This is a genomic window from Gemmatimonas aurantiaca T-27 (genome assembly GCF_000010305.1).
Lineage (GTDB): Bacteria > Gemmatimonadota > Gemmatimonadetes > Gemmatimonadales > Gemmatimonadaceae > Gemmatimonas > Gemmatimonas aurantiaca.
This window is the reverse complement of the sequence record NC_012489.1, coordinates 2,436,519-2,453,809: the sequence shown is the minus strand read 5'-3', so window position 1 is coordinate 2,453,809 and position 17,291 is coordinate 2,436,519. Positions and strand designations below refer to the sequence as shown.

18 protein-coding genes, 1 tRNA gene and 1 pseudogene are annotated in these 17,291 nt (G+C 64.0%); 6 read left to right on the top strand and 14 right to left on the bottom strand.

Annotated elements, in window-relative coordinates; translation table 11 throughout:
- Positions 1 to 18: 18 nt before the first annotated feature.
- A complete protein-coding gene (gene fabG, locus GAU_RS10755) occupies positions 19 to 798 on the top strand; it encodes a 3-oxoacyl-ACP reductase FabG (RefSeq protein WP_012683586.1) in 780 nt (259 codons plus the stop codon).
- Here fabG and mtgA read toward each other — a convergent pair.
- On the bottom strand, positions 749 to 1,504 hold the full coding sequence (gene mtgA, locus GAU_RS10750; protein WP_012683585.1) for a monofunctional biosynthetic peptidoglycan transglycosylase: 756 nt from the start codon (positions 1,502 to 1,504) through the stop codon (positions 749 to 751). The genes fabG and mtgA overlap by 50 nt on opposite strands.
- A complete protein-coding gene (locus GAU_RS10745; RefSeq protein ID WP_012683584.1) occupies positions 1,504 to 2,442 on the bottom strand; it encodes a lysophospholipid acyltransferase family protein in 939 nt (312 codons plus the stop codon). The genes mtgA and GAU_RS10745 overlap by 1 nt, the downstream gene beginning before the upstream one ends.
- A 75-nt stretch (positions 2,443 to 2,517) precedes the next feature.
- On the opposite strand from GAU_RS10745, the gene GAU_RS10740 reads away from it, so the two are divergent.
- The 3 genes from GAU_RS10740 to GAU_RS10730 are packed head-to-tail and all read left to right on the top strand — an operon-like array spanning position 2,518 to position 4,827.
- The gene (locus tag GAU_RS10740; protein ID WP_012683583.1) at positions 2,518 to 3,492 is read left to right on the top strand and encodes a cation diffusion facilitator family transporter; all 975 of its coding nucleotides are present in this window, start codon (positions 2,518 to 2,520) and stop codon (positions 3,490 to 3,492) included.
- Positions 3,489 to 3,977, top strand: a complete 489-nt coding sequence (locus GAU_RS20830; RefSeq protein ID WP_012683582.1) for a pyridoxamine 5'-phosphate oxidase family protein — start codon at positions 3,489 to 3,491, stop codon at positions 3,975 to 3,977. The genes GAU_RS10740 and GAU_RS20830 overlap by 4 nt, the downstream gene beginning before the upstream one ends.
- Before the next feature lie 4 nt (positions 3,978 to 3,981).
- Positions 3,982 to 4,827 carry a PPK2 family polyphosphate kinase gene (locus tag GAU_RS10730; RefSeq protein ID WP_197525970.1) on the top strand — a complete coding sequence of 282 codons (846 nt, stop codon included), beginning with the start codon at positions 3,982 to 3,984 and terminating at the stop codon, positions 4,825 to 4,827.
- A gap of 22 nt (positions 4,828 to 4,849) precedes the next feature.
- Here GAU_RS10730 and GAU_RS10725 read toward each other — a convergent pair whose 3' ends face one another.
- Entirely contained in the window at positions 4,850 to 5,632 is a 783-nt protein-coding gene (locus GAU_RS10725) for a CsgG/HfaB family protein (protein WP_012683580.1), read from the bottom strand.
- Between the two features lie 215 nt (positions 5,633 to 5,847).
- On the opposite strand from GAU_RS10725, the gene GAU_RS10720 reads away from it, so the two are divergent.
- Positions 5,848 to 5,921 (top strand) — tRNA-Pro (locus GAU_RS10720).
- Positions 5,922 to 5,996: 75 nt separating this feature from the next.
- Here GAU_RS10720 and GAU_RS22730 read toward each other — a convergent pair.
- From GAU_RS22730 to GAU_RS10700, 5 genes and pseudogenes are all read right to left on the bottom strand, one after another.
- Positions 5,997 to 6,269 (bottom strand): hypothetical protein, encoded by a 273-nt coding sequence (locus GAU_RS22730; RefSeq protein WP_231847917.1) that lies wholly within the window; start codon positions 6,267 to 6,269, stop codon positions 5,997 to 5,999.
- 522 nt (positions 6,270 to 6,791) lie between these two features.
- Positions 6,792 to 7,184: pseudogene (locus GAU_RS22975) on the bottom strand (hypothetical protein); the annotation flags it as partial.
- An 89-nt stretch (positions 7,185 to 7,273) separates the two neighbouring features.
- Entirely contained in the window at positions 7,274 to 8,593 is a 1,320-nt protein-coding gene (locus GAU_RS10710) for a hemolysin family protein (RefSeq protein ID WP_012683578.1), read from the bottom strand.
- Positions 8,594 to 8,750: 157 nt separating this feature from the next.
- Positions 8,751 to 9,008, bottom strand: coding sequence for a hypothetical protein (locus GAU_RS22230; protein WP_156798987.1), 258 nt, complete (start codon positions 9,006 to 9,008; stop codon positions 8,751 to 8,753).
- 330 nt (positions 9,009 to 9,338) lie between these two features.
- Positions 9,339 to 10,979, bottom strand: a complete 1,641-nt coding sequence (locus GAU_RS10700; protein ID WP_169307658.1) for an Ig-like domain-containing protein — start codon at positions 10,977 to 10,979, stop codon at positions 9,339 to 9,341.
- 234 nt (positions 10,980 to 11,213) lie between these two features.
- Here GAU_RS10700 and GAU_RS10695 point away from each other — a divergent pair, with 234 nt between their 5' ends.
- Positions 11,214 to 11,648: a hypothetical protein gene (locus GAU_RS10695; RefSeq protein WP_012683575.1), complete on the top strand. Its 435-nt coding sequence runs from the start codon at positions 11,214 to 11,216 to the stop codon at positions 11,646 to 11,648.
- A gap of 25 nt (positions 11,649 to 11,673) precedes the next feature.
- On the opposite strand, the gene GAU_RS10690 is transcribed toward GAU_RS10695, so the two are convergent.
- From GAU_RS10690 to GAU_RS20825, 6 genes are read right to left on the bottom strand one after another with little or no spacing between them, the layout of a single operon-like run.
- Positions 11,674 to 13,344 (bottom strand): FAD-binding dehydrogenase, encoded by a 1,671-nt coding sequence (locus tag GAU_RS10690; RefSeq protein WP_012683574.1) that lies wholly within the window; start codon positions 13,342 to 13,344, stop codon positions 11,674 to 11,676.
- Positions 13,345 to 13,346: 2 nt separating this feature from the next.
- Positions 13,347 to 14,087, bottom strand: a complete 741-nt coding sequence (locus tag GAU_RS10685; RefSeq protein ID WP_041265453.1) for a DUF4159 domain-containing protein — start codon at positions 14,085 to 14,087, stop codon at positions 13,347 to 13,349.
- Positions 14,084 to 14,518 carry an acyl-CoA thioesterase gene (locus GAU_RS10680; protein WP_012683572.1) on the bottom strand — a complete coding sequence of 145 codons (435 nt, stop codon included), beginning with the start codon at positions 14,516 to 14,518 and terminating at the stop codon, positions 14,084 to 14,086. Before GAU_RS10680 ends, GAU_RS10685 begins: the two co-directional genes overlap by 4 nt.
- A 2-nt stretch (positions 14,519 to 14,520) precedes the next feature.
- Positions 14,521 to 15,327 (bottom strand): RnfABCDGE type electron transport complex subunit D, encoded by an 807-nt coding sequence (locus GAU_RS10675; RefSeq protein WP_169307656.1) that lies wholly within the window; start codon positions 15,325 to 15,327, stop codon positions 14,521 to 14,523.
- Between the two features lie 58 nt (positions 15,328 to 15,385).
- Positions 15,386 to 16,252, bottom strand: a complete 867-nt coding sequence (locus GAU_RS10670; protein ID WP_012683570.1) for an FAD:protein FMN transferase — start codon at positions 16,250 to 16,252, stop codon at positions 15,386 to 15,388.
- 7 nt (positions 16,253 to 16,259) lie between these two features.
- Entirely contained in the window at positions 16,260 to 17,216 is a 957-nt protein-coding gene (locus GAU_RS20825; RefSeq protein WP_012683569.1) for an FMN-binding protein, read from the bottom strand.
- Positions 17,217 to 17,291 lie beyond the last annotated feature (75 nt).

Genomic DNA, 17,291 nt, shown 5'->3' with positions numbered 1-17,291 from the left:
ACCGTAGGTTGACGGCTCATGCAAATCGACCTGACTCAGCGAAGCGCCGTCGTGACCGGCGGCGCAAATGGGATCGGCCTGGCGACGGCCCGTCGTTTGGCAACCAGTGGAGCACGGGTGGCGATCTGGGATCGCGTCGCCGCAGTGGGGACAGCAGCCGTACAGTCGCTCGTGGACGCGGGGCTGGACGTGATCTTCGTCGAAGTGGACGTCACTGACACTGCCGGTGTACAACACGCCGTGGCCGAGACAATGACCCGATTCGGTCGGCTGGATATCCTCATCAACAATGCAGGAATTGTCCGCGATGCGCAGCTAGTGAAAGTACGCGACGGCGTGGTCACGGGAGGCATGAGCGAGGCCGATTTCGACGCCGTGATGTCCGTGAACCTGAAGGGAGTGTACACGTGCACCCAGGCGGTGGTGCCCCACATGCTGACCCGGCGCTGGGGGCGCATCGTGAATGCCACGTCGGTCGTGGCGGCCAACGGGAACTTCGGGCAGACCAACTATGTGGCGGCGAAGGCCGGTGTCATCGGCATGACCAAGGTCTGGGCCCGGGAACTGGGGCGACGCGGTATCACCGTGAACGCCATTGCACCGGGGTTCATCGCTACGGCCATGACCGAGGCCATCCCTCCCACTGTGCTGCAGACCATGAAAGACGCCACGCCGCTCTCGCGCCTGGGCACTCCGGACGATGTGGCCAATGCCTACTGCTTTCTCGTCTCCGAGCAGGCCGGCTTCATCAACGGGGCGGTGCTGGGCGTCGACGGGGGGCTGGTGATCGGGACGTAACCTCCGGGGCCACCTTGGGTGCCGGGTACTGCATGCGGGCGAGAATGGTGCCGACACGCTGGCTGGCGACACGCCCCTTGGCTGGCCAACGACGTGGTGCCGGCAGGATGGCGGCCATACGCGCCGCCTCTTCACGCGTCAGATTGCGCGCGCTCTTGCCGAACTGATAGCGCGCACCCGCTTCGGCGCCAAACGCGTTCGGGCCCCACTCGGCCAGGTTGAGATAGAGATCGAGAATGCGTTCTTTGCTGAGCAGGAAATCCATGCACAGCGCAAGATAGGCTTCGAAGCCTTTGCGGATGAATGACCGTCCGTTCCAGAGGAACACGTTCTTCACCACTTGCTGCGTGAGTGTCGACGCCCCACGCAGGCGACCTCCCTGACGGCGGCGTTCGAGCGCCTTCTCGAGCTCCACGAAGTCGATGCCGCGATGCAGATAGAACCGATCGTCTTCCGACGCCAGCACGGCGCGGCGCAGATAGGGCGAGAATTCCGCGCGCGAGACCGGATCGTGGGCCGGCCACACGGGGCGTTCACCGCTCAGCAATCGATCGGTCACGCGTCCCAGCATCACCATGGTGATGGGCGGGTTGACCACACCCAGCAGCAGGATGCAGGGGATTGGTGCAAGGACGATGCAAAGCATCACCAGTGCGATCTGCTGCCACCAGCGGCGGGCGCGGAACCACCCTTTCGCGCGGCCCATCAGGGTTCGCGCAAGTGGGCCGGTGTATCGGGCGGCTGTCGGCGCCAACGCCGGTGCTGCCAGAAATACTGGTCCGGGTACTCACGCACCCGCGCCTCGAGCATCTGCGTGAACCGCAGCACGATGGCGTCGACATCGGCCTCGCGGTCTCCGGTGCGTGTGACTTCCACCGGTTCGATCAGTAGCGCGTAGCGTCCGCTTGGTTGGCGCACCGACGCGATGAATACCACCGGCGCGTCGAAGCGCAGGGCAAACACCGCCGGCCCGCGTGGGGTTTTGGCGGGGCGCCCGAAGAACGGCACAAAGGTACTGGCCAGACCCAGCGCATCATGATCGGCCACGAACACCACCGCGCGATTCTCCTTCAACGACCGCGGCGTGCGTCGTACGGCATCACGATCGTGAATCACCTCCATGCCGATCTCCCGGCGGGTGCGATTCACATACGCTTCGAAGAGCGGATTGCCCATGCCACGCACGACCGCATCGAAGGCCAGTCCACGGGCTCCGACATAGGCGCCGCCGAGCTCCCAATTGCCGATGTGACCGGTGGTGATCACGAGACCCTTGCCACCGGCGACGGCCTGCTCGACGTATTCCCACCCTTCCACACGCTCGTACCGCGCGAGGATCTCTTCACGACTGGTGCCGGGCAGCACCGCCGTCTCGATCGACGTGCGTCCAAGACTGTCGAACGAGCGCACGGCCAAATCCGCCACCTCGGCGGGCGACCGGTCCGGGAACGCCGCCGCAATTTGTCTCGTGGTCACGCCACGCCGAATACCCAGTGGCCAATAGGCGAGGCGGGCGATCTGTCCGCCGATCCAGCTCGCGGCGCGCCAGGGCAGCAAACGAAGCGCGCCCACGACGAGACGTGTGAGGGCGTATTCGAGGCGGTGGGAGAGTGTCGGGACACGCGGGGCAGTGGACTCAGTCATCGACGGGGAATGTAACGTGACATCGCCGGTGTGCCCTGTAGTCCCTCACGTCGATACCCGTATCATATTTCGGTCATGAGCACGCCTACGCCCGCCCATGGCGTTCCGGGAGCACCGGGACGCGGCCACGCATCCGTCCAACGGCTGGCGCAACTCGGGCTGGTGGTGAATGCCCTGCTGGCCGTGGTGAAGCTGGTGGCCGGATTGCTGGGCAATGCCTACGCGCTGGTGGCGGACGCGATCGAAAGTTCGATCGATATGGTGGGGTCGCTGGTCGTGTGGGGTGGTCTGCGGATCGCGAGTCGTGATCCCGACGAGCGCTACCCGTTTGGTTATGGCCGCGCCGAGGCCATTGCGGGCGCGGTGGTGGGCGCATTGATGCTGGGGGCGGCGGCCGGCATCTCCATCGAAGCCATCGCCGAGATTCGCACGCCACATGACGCACCCGCGCCGTGGACGCTAGGCGTGCTGGTGCTGGTGATCGTGATCAAGGAACTGCTCGCCAAGCGCGTCTTGAAGGCGAGTGAAGCCACGGGCAGTGTGGCCGTGGCCGCGGATGCCTGGCATCACCGGGCGGATGCGATCACGTCGGCGGCCGCCTTCATCGGCATCTCCGTGGCCTTGATCGGTGGACCGGGGTGGGAGCCCGCCGACGATTGGGCCGCGCTGGTGGCGGCCGGGGTGATCACCGTGAACGCTCTCCTGCTGTTTCGCACCGCCGCCCATGACCTGATGGATGGTGCGCCCGCGCGTACGGTGCAGGAAGACGTGGCGCAGGCAGCACTGTCCACGGACGGTGTGCTGGCCATCGAAAAACTCAAGATCCGGAAATCCGGTATGGCCTACTATGTGGACATTCACGTACAGGCCGACCCGACGATGTCGCTGCACGACGCGCATATCCTGTCCGGGTGCGTGAAGACCGCCATCCGCGCGCGCATTCCCTCGGCGGCCGGTGTGCTGATTCATATGGAGCCCTACGAACCTGTGCACGCTCCGGCGGGTACCAGAGAGCTTGGCACACGACCCGCTCCGAGGGAGGGCACATGAGCATCAATCCGCAGTTTCATATCCTCAACGTGGCCGAGTGTGAGGCATTGCTCGCGGCTCATCATGTCGGACGATTGGCGTACACGTTCCGTGATCGGGTGGATATCGCGCCGGTGCACTACGTCTATCGCGAAGGGTGGATCTACGGACGTACCGGTTCGGGCGCCAAGGTGGACGTGCTGGCGCATCATCCCTGGGTCGCGTTCGAGGTCGACGAAGTGGATGCGTTGTACCGCTGGCGCAGTGTGGTGGTGCATGGCCGCATCGAGATGCTCGATCCGGATGGCACACCGCCGGATCGCGAGCGATACGAGATCGGGCTCGCTGCCGTGCGTTCGTTGTCCCCCGCCGCGTTGACGCTCGACGACCCGAGCCCACTTCGCGACATTCTCTTTCGGTTGCCTACGCACGAGATGACGGGACGTGCCGCTACCGATGATGGCGCCGATACCGTGCCTGTTTCCGACCCTGCATCCGGAGTATGAACGCGTGAGCCGCAAGGAAGGTCGTGCCGCGATGTTGCTCGATGGATTGCGTCTCGAACCGGTGGACCCGGACGCACGATTGTCGCTAGGGAGCAAGGCGGCGGAGGTGAAGGACGCGCCAGCCAAGGCGGTGCTCGAAGCGGCGACGGCACAACTGCTCGAACGGCTGCACGAGTTGCAGGACCTCTTCCATGCTGATGGGCGCTATGCGCTGCTGGTCGTGTTTCAGGGGCGCGATGCGTCAGGCAAGGACGGCGTGATCCGCACGGTGTGTGGTGCCTTCAATCCCACCGGCGTGCAGGTGTCGGCATTCGGGCCGCCCACGGCGCTCGAACTACGGCACGACTTCCTGTGGCGGGTGCATCAGGTCGTGCCACCACGTGGCGTGATCGGGGTGTTCAACCGGTCGCACTACGAGGATGTGTTGGCCGTGCGGGTGCGAGGACTGGCGCCGGAGGATGTGTGGCGGGCGCGATACGATCAGATCAATGCGTTCGAGCAGATGCTGGCACAGAATCGGGTGATCATCCGGAAGTGTTTCCTGCATGTGTCACGCGATGAACAGCGCGCGCAGTTGCAGGAGCGGCTCGACGATCCGACGAAGAACTGGAAGTTCCGACTGGACGATCTCGAAGACCGGGCGCGTTGGGATGCCTACACGGAAGCGTACCGCGATGCATTGACGCGCTGCACATCCGATGTGGCGCCGTGGTATGTGGTGCCATCCGATCGGAAGTCGGTGCGGAACTACCTCGTGGCGCGCATGCTGGTGGAGACGCTGGAATCGCTGCCGCTCGAGTATCCGCGCATCGACGACGAGGTGCGTGAGGCGGCCAGGGACTTCAAGTAAACACGTGTGACGACGTGGCCGGTCAGTTGCCGCCCGGCCACTTCTTTTTGATCAACTTGTTGATGCCCTTGTTGATCCCATCCTTGGCCTTCTGCTCGGTCTTCTTCGACGCCCGCTGCTTGATTTCGTCGGACGTCATTTTCACGAAGGCGCTGTTCGGATATTTGGCCACTACCGGGGCGATCTTGAAGGTGGCGCCACCGTAGTCGCCGGCATCGGCCATGCTCATGGCGTTGGACACTTTCACCATGGCGTCCATGTCGTCCACCCGATTGGCCTGCTGACGTGCATCCAGCTTGGCTTCGCCTTCGGGGCTGAGCGCGATGTCGAGGTCCTTCACGAGCTGCTTGGTGAGCCGCTTCTGCAGGTCGAAAAATTCTTCCTGCTTGCCCGACACCTTGGCGGTTTTCACAATCGCGCCGGTTTCCACGCGCACGATGCGAGTGTCGATGCGCACTTGCGGTTCGACCGCGGCGAGTGAACCGACGATGATGTACTGCGCGCCGGCCAATCGTCCGACCTTCACCGCGGTGGTGGAGTCGAAGTACTGCGAGCGCTGGTTGTCGATTTCTTTGGTCACGTCGGCGAGACGTTGCCGCTCGAGTAGCTGGATCTCGTCGACGGCCGCCAGATCGGTGGTCATCATGGCGGCCATGCCTTGCCCGAGATGGTCGTAGTCCGTCTTGCCCGTGTTGTTGTCGAAGGCGAGGACGGCCACCGTCTTGCGAGCGGGGGCAGCGGAGGGACCGGTCGGAGCGGGGAGGAGCCCGAGAGCCAGCAGGGCCAGTGCGAGCAGGGTAGGCATGAGATGAAACCTGCGGGACCGGCCGTAGAAGTCAAACGAAATGTGGGGAAAGTGTGATGGGGTGGGCTGGGGATGTGCTTGGGATGCGGTTGGGATGTGTTCGGGACGTGCGACGGCGTGTGGATGGGCCTGGGGACTGGTCCGCGGGTGTGGAGCGGGTTACGTTCTTCAGTCTGTTCGCGCCGGGCTGGAGACGGAGCGGGCAGGGCAGTTGACGGGACGTAGCGCAGCCCGGTAGCGCACCTGAATGGGGTTCAGGGGGTCGCGGGTTCGAATCCCGCCGTCCCGACTGTATAAACGAAAGCCAGTCAACGAGTTATCGTTGGCTGGCTTTTGTCGTTTCGGAACCTGATGTGGTGGAGTCTCAGCGGGCGACTCGTACGGGTGTTGCCGCGTCGCCCTCTGCGCCGGCGCGCCCCAACTGGCCTTCGGTGCCAACTCCCCAACACCACACCGTGCGGTCCTCGGTGAGCCCACAGCCATGGGCGTTGCCTACGGTGATCTCCACGAACCGATGACCGCCCGCCACCGCAATGGGAAGCGTGCTCAGTGCGATATCGGTGCGACCGCTTCCAAGTTGTCCGCGGTAGTTGTTGCCCCAGCAATAGGCCGCTCCGCCTTCGGTAAGCCCGCACACGAGAGCTCCTCCCGAATGGACTTGGCGAAACCGGAGCCCCCCGCTCACTGGCACCGGGTCTATGGCGTGCACGCCGTCGCCGGCCGTTCCATTTCCCAGCGTCCCAAGTCGTCCTTCTCCCCAGCAATAGGCAGCACCTTCTCGATCCAAAGCACACTTGGTCGGACCTACGGTACGACCAAGTGAAGCGAAGGTCATGTTGGTTCTGACTCGTGTAGGCGTCGAACACGGCGCGTCGACAAACCGCATGACGTAGTAGTCCGCACAACTGCCGGGCTCCACATGCGCCAGCGGATCGAATGACCCCGAAATCGCACCCCAGCAATAGACGGCGCCATTGTTCACCAGCCCGCAGAACATCCAACCCGGCGACAGCTCGCTGAACTGCAAGGACGTATTCACCCTGGCAGGAAGCAACTGCACTTCGCCTTCCCGTGCCGAACCTGACGCGATGTGTCCATGATCATTCCGTCCCCAACAATGCAGCTCGTTGGCCACGGTGCGACCACACACACTGTAGACGCCTACGCCGACCTCTGTGAACCGTGCCTCGGACGCCACTGCCACAGGCGTTGATCGTGGGGTCCGTGTGCCATCACCCAGTTCGCCGTAAATGTTCGATCCCCAGCAATACAGTTTTTGGCTGCCAGCAATCGCGCACATGCTGCTGGCGCCAGCACTGATATCGGAGAACCGGAGATTCGCGTCCGGGAAGATCAATCGACGAGGCGGGGTTTCTTCGAGGCCTGACCCGCTCGTACTACCCACCCAACCCCAGCAGACGATTCCACCGCCCAGCTCGATCAGGCACGTTTGCGTTGCGGTTGCAGCCAGGCTGTTCTTCGGGGGCGCGTCCGAACGTGGGGGTTCAGTGGTCGCATCACCACAGGCGAGTACCAAAAACGCCAGCACCATCACAATGCTCAACCGCATCGAGGTGTTGACCACGCCAGCACCCGTTGTGGCGCACGGCTTTCCGGTGTCGGGCCGCCATGCGTCCGCTTTCATTGGTTGACCTTCGGCAACGGCCCAATGAGCACCCGGTCTACGCGCCGCCCCTTCATCCGCAGCACGCTGACACGGCGCCCATCCCACTGGAACTCATCGCCTTCACGCGGTAGACGTCCGAGACGGTTCATCACCCAACCTCCAAGCGTGAGAATCTCCGCGCGCTCCCGTTCTGGCACTTCGAGATCGAGTCGCGCTTCGATCTCATCGAGCGGCGTGGTTCCGTCGATATCCCACGAGGCATCGGGTCGCTTCACGAACGGCGCGATGTCGCCCGGTGCACTGGGCACATCACCCACCAACGCCGACAACAAGTCATCGAGCGCCACCAAGCCCGCCACACCACCATACTCGTCGAGCACCACCGCAGAATGCAGGCGCGCGGAACGGAACGTGGCCAGGAGCTCGTAGACAGGCATCATCGTGGGCACGTAGATGGGCGTCCGGGCAAGGCGCCGCATCGCATCGGCGTCGTCGATCCTGACACCCTTCACCGCCTCGAGCACCAGATCCTCGGCGAAGACCACACCGATCACATTGTCGATTTCGCCATTGCAGACCAGGAATCGTTCACGCGCCGCGTCGGCAATCTGATCCCGCACGGCGTCTGCTGAATCGGCGAGATCCACCCAGAGCACATCGGGGCGCGGTGTCATGATCGACTCGACCGTGCGATCGCCGAGTCGGAAGGTGTTTTCGACGATCTCCTGTTCCGCCGACTGCACCACGCCGGTTTCGGCGCCCTGTTCCACCAGCGCGCGAATGTCCTGCTCGGTCACACCAGGCTCCGAGACGGTGCCCAACCCCAACATGCGCAGAATGAGATTCGTGGAGTTGGTGAGAAACCGGACCACGGGTCCGCCCACACGTGCGATCACCCGCATCGGACGTGCGACCAGAGATGCGACGCGCTCCGGATTGCTCAGCGCGATGTTCTTCGGTACCAACTCGCCAAAGATCAGCGAGAGATACGTGATAGCCGCAACGACGAGTGCGAAGGACAGGGTCGATGCATAGGGCGCCATCCATCCGATGGTCGCGAGCTGCGCCGCCAATACGGCGGAAATCCCCGCACCACCGAAGGCGCCGGCCAGTACACCCACCAGCGTGATGCCCACCTGCACGGTGGACAAAAACGCGGTGGGTTGTGCGGCGAGCTCCAGCGCGGCCCGCGCACCATCGTCACCATCTTCTTCCGCCCGGTACTCCAGTCGTGAACGCTTGGCGGTCATGATCGCCAGCTCCGACATGGAGAACACTCCATTCAGGACCAGCAGAATCAGGATGACAATGACCTCGTTCACAATCGCGCCCATCGGACGGCCTCGGATACGGAGTTTGGAGATGCCACTTACCCTGTCGTCTCGGTCACCGTGTATCGGACCGATCAGAGCAATGTAGTGGAATGCTCTCTGTGACTTCGTTCCTCTGTCGCCTTTCGCGTTGTTCGCTCGGTCGGGACGGGCGGGCGTGCTATCGGAGGTTGTTCGCCACCACGATCCGGATTTCGTCGGAGCGAACCACCACCGGTCGTTCGAGGTCGGATTCGAATGTCTCGATCGTCGCGCTCACACGATACGTGCCCGCATCCACCGGAGCGCCAGTCCGATTCTTCAGCGGCCACACCAAGGTCATTTGCACGCTCTCCTGCGGCGCAAATGTCTTGTCGGAGAGCAGTGGCAGCACACCGCCGGGATGAAACCAGAGCGTGTCGCCCGTTTCATTGCGCACCAATACTCTGAAATGCGGCCATTCCAGACTACCCGGGATTCGCGCAGCGTATGCCGATGCCGAACTGTTCTTCAACGACATGGTCAGGACCGCCGAGTCGCTGATGGAGATGCGCGTCGCGGTGACAATCGACAGCGCAAGCGGAGAGGAAACCTCTGGTGCCGTTCCCCCATCCCCGCAGGCCACCAACATACCAGTCAGAGCAATGATTGCGTGGGAAGCGCTGCGCATGAATGCTCCACTGTTCAGAGAATCGTCAGGACATCACATGATCGTCCTGTAACAACCTCTGGTCGCGCGATCAGGTCACCGTGGCGGTCACTGCCGTGATCACGGCATCCCGTTGGCGGAAAACTGCACCGGATTGCCACGCGCGATCGGTGCTTGCACCGTGGCCGTGAGGCGATTGATACCGGGCGTCTGACCCATCACCCATGCACCACCCGATGCGATCCCGTTTTCGTCGGTGAGCACGCTGGTGGATTCGATGGCGCCGCCACCGGCGGTCACCCGAAAGATCACGGTCACCCCTTCCACCGGATTGCCGTAGTTGTCGGTGACCTTCACGGCGGGTTCCGTGCTGAGCGTATCACCAACATCGGCTCGGCCTGTGGTGGCGCTGGCCGCCACCACGACCTTGGGCGCGCCAACGGTCACGGTGCTCACGAACGTCTGTGTGGTGCCGGCAACTCCCACGAGTTCTGCGGTGGCTTCCTGCTCGCCAAGCACACCACCATACGCCCAGGTACCTCGAGCGATACCATCTCGGCCCGACTTGACCACACTGATCTGCATGCTGCCGCGACCTGTGATGGCTTTGAACTTCACCGCCGCGTTGGGAAATGGATCACCATCGGCGTCGAGCACCCGGACCTGCAGCACGGCGCTTTCCCCGCTGCGCCCGGATATCACGGTGTCGCTGACCGCCACGATCTCTGTGGCGGTCGGCGGTGCCTTCACCGTGGCCACGAAACGCAGTGTGTCGTCGACTCCCTGCGCCGTCACGAGCACGGTCTGCGTGCCGGCCTGACGTCCAAAGGTCCACGTGGCATTGGCAACACCTGTCTTGCCTGATACCGCGGGCGAGGGCAACACACTGCCACTGTTGTCGAGCGCGCGGAATGTCACCGCGGCGCGAGGCATGGGCTGTCCACGCTGATCGCGCACCAACACACTCAGCGTACGACTGCTGCCGGTGATGCCGGTGAGTGAACTGTCGGTGACCGTCTGCAATGCCACGGCCACTGGAGGACCGTCCACGGTGGCCGTGAATACGAGGGTGTCGGTGAGCCCGTCCACACGCACCCGCAGGCGTTGCGTGCCGGCGCTGGCCGTACCGAAGCTCCACGTCACTTTGGCTTCGCCGCGGTTGTTCGTGCGCACCACGGGATAGCTCACCGTGCCGGCGTCGGAATCGGGGGCAAAGGTCACACTGGCTGACTGGAACGGACTGCCCGACGAATCGGTCACGAGCACGGTCACGAGGGCATTGCCGGCATACGCGCCGTTCAACGTGGTGGCGCTCACGGCGCTCACATCGTGGGGACCGGGGAGTGTGGCCGTAAAAATGAGCGTATCCGGAGCGCCCTGCACCCACACACGCAGGATCTGTTCACCCACCGACGGACCGAAGCGCCAGATGTTCGCTGCTTCGCCGCGCAGCGTGGAGTTCACCGTGGCGCGTGTCATGGCGCCGTGCCCCGCCGCAGGCTGAAAGCTCACGACGGCATTGTGGATCAGCCGTCCGGCCGTATCCGATACGACGACCTTGATGGCCGCCTGACCGCCGAGGACCCCGTCAATGAGGGTATCGGTGCTCGCTTCGAGGCGCAGGATACCCACCGAGCCGAACGCCGACGCGACGCTGCCGGAGGTGGGCAGCGCGCTCGCTACGGATGCTGCAGGTGTGACCGGCAAGTCCGGTTCAACGGTGGACGGATGTTCTGCGGCACATGCCGCCATCATTGTCATCGCCAGGCAGCCGGCGAGGTACCGCCCATACATCCGAGCCCTTCGCATCCGATCTCCGAAGACAGTCACCATTCATGCCGGTCGCGCACGGGGCGCCACATCATCCGGTACCAAGTATCGGGCCAGCATGCTGTGCTTCTGCAGTGGTTGGTCGACACAGGACCAACACAGGCCGGGACAAGGGTGTCACGGTGTGTGCATGAGGGGGAAAGTGGGCGTGTTGCGCGTGTCCTGATGACCACCATCGCGCTGACCACCACCAACACTGTCATCATGACCTCTCCCGTTCGCTCTCGACTGGGTATCGCGATCAAGGCCCTGGGTGCCCTGCTGATTCTTGCGGGAGCTGCATGGTGGTACCTCGGTGCTCCCGGATGGCCTCACGACGAACACTGGGCAGAGCGCGTGGAGCAAGATGTGGTGCGCGGCGTCGTGGAATCCCAGGTGAACAACGGCCGGCCGCTCATCTATCGGTCAAACAAGCGCCGCGAGGTCGGTGGTGTCGTGTATGTGTGCGGGGAGTACTATCTGCGTGCCGATGGCGACACGGCCGGACCGCGCGCCGGATATGCCGGTACGTTGAGTGACATACTGGTGGAGGCGGCACTCCCGGACAGTGCGCGGGAGCGCTATCAGCAGGCCTGGACCCACTGCAATGCGCGACCTTGAGCGATGTGCAGCCGTCGGCGCCTGATCAGACCGCCTTGCTGGCCGCCCGGCCGGCGGTTCTCCCGCTGAAGAGGCATCCCCCCAAGAAGGTGCCTTCGAGCGCGCGATAGCCGTGCATGCCGCCGCCACCAAAGCCCGCCACCTCACCGGCGGCATAGAGGCCCGGGATGGGCGCGCCGTCCTGATTGAGCACACGCGCATCGAGATCGGTGGCGAGCCCCCCGAGTGATTTGCGCGTGAGAATGTTCAGCTTCACGGCGACGAGTGGACCATTGGCGGGATCGAGCAGCGGGGCAGGCGTGGCAATACGCATCACCCGTTCGCTGAAATACCGACGAGCACTGTGAATGATGGCGAGTTGAGGATCTTTGCCACCGCCCTGCGTGAGCTGCAGATCGCGGTCGCGCACGACCCGTTCGACGGTCTCGAAGCGCACCTGCGGCTGCTCCGTGAGCGCATTCATACCGTCCACCAAAGCACGCAACGAATCACGCACCACGAAATCCGCGCCCTTGTCCATGAACGCCTGCACAGGTCCTGGTGGGGACTTGCCGAGGCGCTTGAGCACGAGTGGGATGTTGCGCCCTGTGAGGTCCGGATTCTGCTCACTACCCGAGAGGGCAAATTCACGCTTGATGATGGCGCGGTTGAGCAGAAACCAGGTGTGTGTAAATCCGTTGGTGGTGATGTACTGCAGGGTGCCAAGGCTGTCCGAGCCCGGCACGTTGGGGAAGGGCAGCCGTGCGCCGGTGGGATCGAGCCAGAGACTGCTCGGGCCGGGGAGAATGCGGATGGCGTGCTGTGGCCAGATCGGCGCCCAGTTGTGGATGCCTTCGGTGTAGTGCCACATGCGATCCGGATTGATCAACTGTGCCCCCGCGTGCGCCACTTCCTGTTGCAGCAAACCATCCACGTGCGCCGGGACGCCGGTGATCATGTGCTTCGGCGCCGCGCCAAGTCGATCGGTGGGCCAGTAACGACGCACCAGATCGTGATTGCCGCCGATGCCGCCGGAGGTGATGATCACCGCCGATGCGTTGAGCGTGAAGTCAGCAACCACCACGCGGGAACTGCTCTCTCCGCGCGCGACGGTGGTGGACTCCAGTACGTCGCCATGCACACCGCTGACGCGACCGTCGGTGAAGTGCAGCCCGCGTATGCGATGACGAAACCGCAGCGCAATACGTCCACTGTTCACGTGCGCCTGCACCCGCCGAAGAAACGGCTCCAACACGCCCGGACCGGTGCCCCATGTGAGATGAAAGCGCGGGACGCTATTGCCCGATGCCGCGGCGCCGGCGCCACCCCGTTCCGCCCACCCCACAATCGGAAACCAGCGCATGCCCTGCGCATGCAACCATGCTCGCTTCTCGCCCGCCGCGAAGTCCACATAGGCTTCCGCCCAGCGCCTGGGCCAGGCGTCTTCATCACGATCAAATCCGGCGGTGGTCATCCAGTCACGCAGTGCGAGCTCGTGGGAGTCGCGGATGCCCAGTCGGCGCTGCTCGGGCGAATTCACGAACAACAGCCCACCCAGCGACCAGAATGCCTGGCCGCCCAGATTCTGTTCGGCTTCCTGATCGAGCAACAGCACCCGGCGACCCGCGTCAGCGGCTTCCGCGGCGGCCACCAGTCCGGCCAGACCCGCACCGGCGACGATGATATCGGCTGCGGATTCGGCGACGGGGGCAGGCATGCTCAGTGTGTCAGGGCGTAGACGAGATAGTTGGTGGCGAACTTGTAGGCGTCGTTGGTGAGATTCACCGCGTACCACCCCTGTCCGGACCACTCCATGTAGTCGCCAATGTCGTTGTTGTAGTTCACGATCGCCAGCATGCGCTTGGCCGGATCATTGTCTTCGAAGATGCCGTAGTACTCGGCCCGCGCCGACCGATTGTCCGGGTGCGTCATGCCGTCCAGCGAGGGGATGCGAAAGAACGCGTCGAAAATCGGATGCGATGCCTCGAGGCGGATGAACTGCGCATCGGGCAGCACCTGGCGCATGGAGAACACGAAGTTCTCCCATTGCCGGAAGTAAAAGTCATCGACGATGAGAAAGCCGCCTTTCTGCAACCAGGTGCGCAGCCCCGCCGCTTCTTTGTCGGTGGGGCGCCAGTACCCGGGTTCGGAGAGATAGGCGATGGGATAGCGCGACAATTGTGGGTCGTCCATGTCGTGCACATTGCTGCCACGGGCATGGACTCGCATTGTGGTGAGGTCCTGCACGATGGTCATGAAGTTGCGTTCCATCGCCGGATAGTCGTACGACCACCCTGGTGGTCCGTATTCGATGTACCGGAGGCGGACAAACGCGAAACGCCCGTCGTACGGCACATTGGGTTCCACACGTACCCACCGCTGCGATTGCACGACGGCGGCGCTGCCGATGAGCAGCAGCAGTCCGCACAACCAGGCGCGCAGCGGGCGGCGGTGCATCATGACTCGACCAGCAAGGTGGCGAGCGCGTCGCGCGTGGCCGCTGGAATGGGCGCGGGGCGACGGGTGGCGCGGTCGACGTACACATGCGTGAAGTGGCCGGCGGCGGAAGCTGTTTCGTCGTCGTTGCGAAAGAGCGCGATTTCGTAGCGCACGCTGGAGGTGCCAATACGACTGACACGCAGCCCCGCCGTGATGCGGTCGGGAAATGCGAGCGGTGCGAAGTAGCGGCATCCGGTTTCCACCACCAGGCCAATCACCGGACTGTGCTCCACATCCAACAGACCACGTTCGATCAGCCAGCGATTGACGGCGGTGTCGAAGAAACTGTAGTAGACGACATTGTTCACATGACCATACGCATCGTTGTCCATCCATCGGGTGTCGATGGTGGTGTGATGGACAAACGCCGTGCGCGCCAATGGCTGGTCCATGCTCAGGTCGTGATGGCCGAGGTTGTCGGAGTGGCTCGTCGATGTTGGCGTGCCTGCTGCCACTTGCGCCAGCCTTCCCAAAGATTGGCCGCCAGCAGGCCGCCCAACAGGAAATACACCGCACCCACGGTCATGTAGAGCACCATGCTGACCACGGCGGCGATGGCGCCGTACTTCAATTGGTCACCATAGCGTGGCGGAGAGGTTGGCGGATCGGTGGCCATGAACCCCGCGAAGAACAGTGCCATGTGGACGTCGGGAGCCCGGTAGAGCGCGACCACACGTGCCGGTTCGCCCACGAAGGCGAGCCCGGTCGCAATCAGGTAGTACACTCCGAGAAAGCTGAGTGCGAGCGGTGCCTTGTGCAGACGCCAGGTCATGAAGACGCCGGTGATCAGCAGGAGCGCGATCCACGGTGTGGGCATTTCCGGCAGTGCGCCCCACCAGCTCTGGCCGGAGCCGAACAGGAAGTAGGTGGCGACCACGCCGGCGGCGGCCGGATTCAGCACATTGGCCCGTTTGACACGTAGGGCGTGTTTGGCACCGATGCCGATGGCCGACGCGGCGGCAGCCACATACCACGGTTGGTGTGGGCTCAAGACCAGCGCCACCAGCCATCCGGTGAGCATGGCACCATCGGGAACACTCCACGAGTCGTCGCGCCATCGCAGCAGCGGCAGATCGCATAACGCTGCGGTCACGATGGCGGCGAGCAAGGAGGGCCAGACCAATGCCCAGCCTGCATGCAACACGGCTGGCACACTCAGGACCAACAGCACACCGGTGAACAGCCCTTTGGGCGATCGCAACCAGCGAAAAAGATGAGGCCAATCGGCGCGCAGGTGGCTCGTCACGGGGTGGGGAAAGTCATGCGGAGGGCAGGGCGGGGCCCTGATCGGGAAAGCGGACGCGGGCACCAGCATGCACGGTGTGCCAACGGCCCCCTTCATCTACGAGCAGCGCGTCGACTTGCTGATCGGCCAGAAACGATGTGCCCCGTTCTGCGCCCATGATGAACGCCGCGGTCGCCAGACCGTCGGCGACGGCGGTGCCTTCGCACACCACCGTGCAACTCACGAGGCCACGCGATGACTTGCCGAGGGCGGGATCGATCAGATGGTGGCCACCATCGGGCAGCCGGCGTTCATATGACCCGCTGGTGCACACGGACAGTCCGTCTACGGCGAGTTGCAACAACAGGCCCCCGTCTGAGAACGGGTCGCGAATGCCAACCGACCACGGTTCACCGCGCAGATTGTGGCCACGGCAATAGAGGTCTCCTCCGGCATTGATGGCCACGTGGGGCAGATCGGCGAGCGCGCGGGCGAGCAGGTCCACGGCAAACCCTTTGGCGATCGCGCCCAGATCGAGCCGCATCGGCCGATGGAGTGTGACGGTGCCGCGCACATCATCGATGGCGATATCCTGCCATCGGGCGGCGGGAACACTGCCCACGGTCGGATCGAACGCCCCGTCGGATGCGGCCGCCGTGGCGCAGGCCAGCGCCAGAAGCTGGCCGAGCATCGCGCTCACCGGAACGGCCTGCCCGTGTTGTGTGGTGAGCCGGGAGAGTTCGCTGGTGGCGTCGAAGCGTGAGCAGGTGCGTTCGACTTCACCCACCCACAGCATGGCCTCTTTGGCGCGTTCGAGCAGCGTGGGGCCGTCATCACCGACCAACTGAATGGACACCACCGTGCCCATGGCCGATACCGCATGTTCGACGAGCTCCGTCACGCGCGCTTCACTTGGCCTTGTTGAGCGCGTCGATCACGGAATAGTAGAACGCGTTGGCACTGTGGGTGGCCCCGGAGACATTGTCCACGTCGGGGCTCTGGCGCGTCACGACCTGCTGTTGCAGGTGGGCAATCCACGAGCAGGAGTATTGCGTGAGGCACCGGCTGATGGCCGCGGCGACGATCTTGCCTTTTTCGACCATCACGGTGGACTCCACATCGCCGTGCCGCGAAGCCCCGTAGCCGATATAAGTCCCGTCCTGCCAGCCGGCCGGCGCCGGTACGGAATCGGCCGCTTTGGCGGCTGGCGCTGCGGCCTTGGGGGCCGCGGTGGCGACCGGCTTGGCTGCCGGGGGCGCCGGCACCGGGGCCGGCGCGCTGGGCGCGGCAATGATGGAGGGATTGACCGCGACGATTCTGGTGGGCGCGGTGAGTGCGGCTTGTCCCAGGGATGACTCCTGTCGGACGCTGGTCCCGGCCACTACCGTTGGCGCTTTCTGCAGGGATGTCTCAGCACCGAACGTTTGTGTTACCATATCCGTACGTTCGGCTGGTACCTCACGGCTGAGCGTTTCATCGAGCTGTTTCTTGCCGGCGACGGAGTCGGCACGTGGACTGTTGGATGTGCCGGAAGCGGTCTGTCGCGTGGCCTGGGGCTGTCCCGTGATGTCTTCGGGACCGATGGACTGGGGGCTGTCCGGTCGTGGCGCCGTATTCGCTGCTGCTGGGACGACCGTGCCGGCGTCGCCGTGTTGCAGCGGTGCACTGGCAATTGGTCGGCGGCGCGCCGTGTCCTGTGCGTCGAGCGATTCGGCGATGGCGCGGGTCCGGTTGAACCCGGCGGCATAGACGGAAAGCACGGCGGCTGATCCCAGCGCCAGGAGGCGTGGTGTTGGACCAGTGACGGCCCGCGGGGATGGCCTGTTGTTGGTGTGTCGCGCAGGTGGACGGTCAGCGTGGGACACGGCGGGATGGAAAGGGGGCAGGTCGTTCTCTCTTCGCTCTACGTGCGAGCCGCGCCCGGTGTTCGTGTCCAGCGC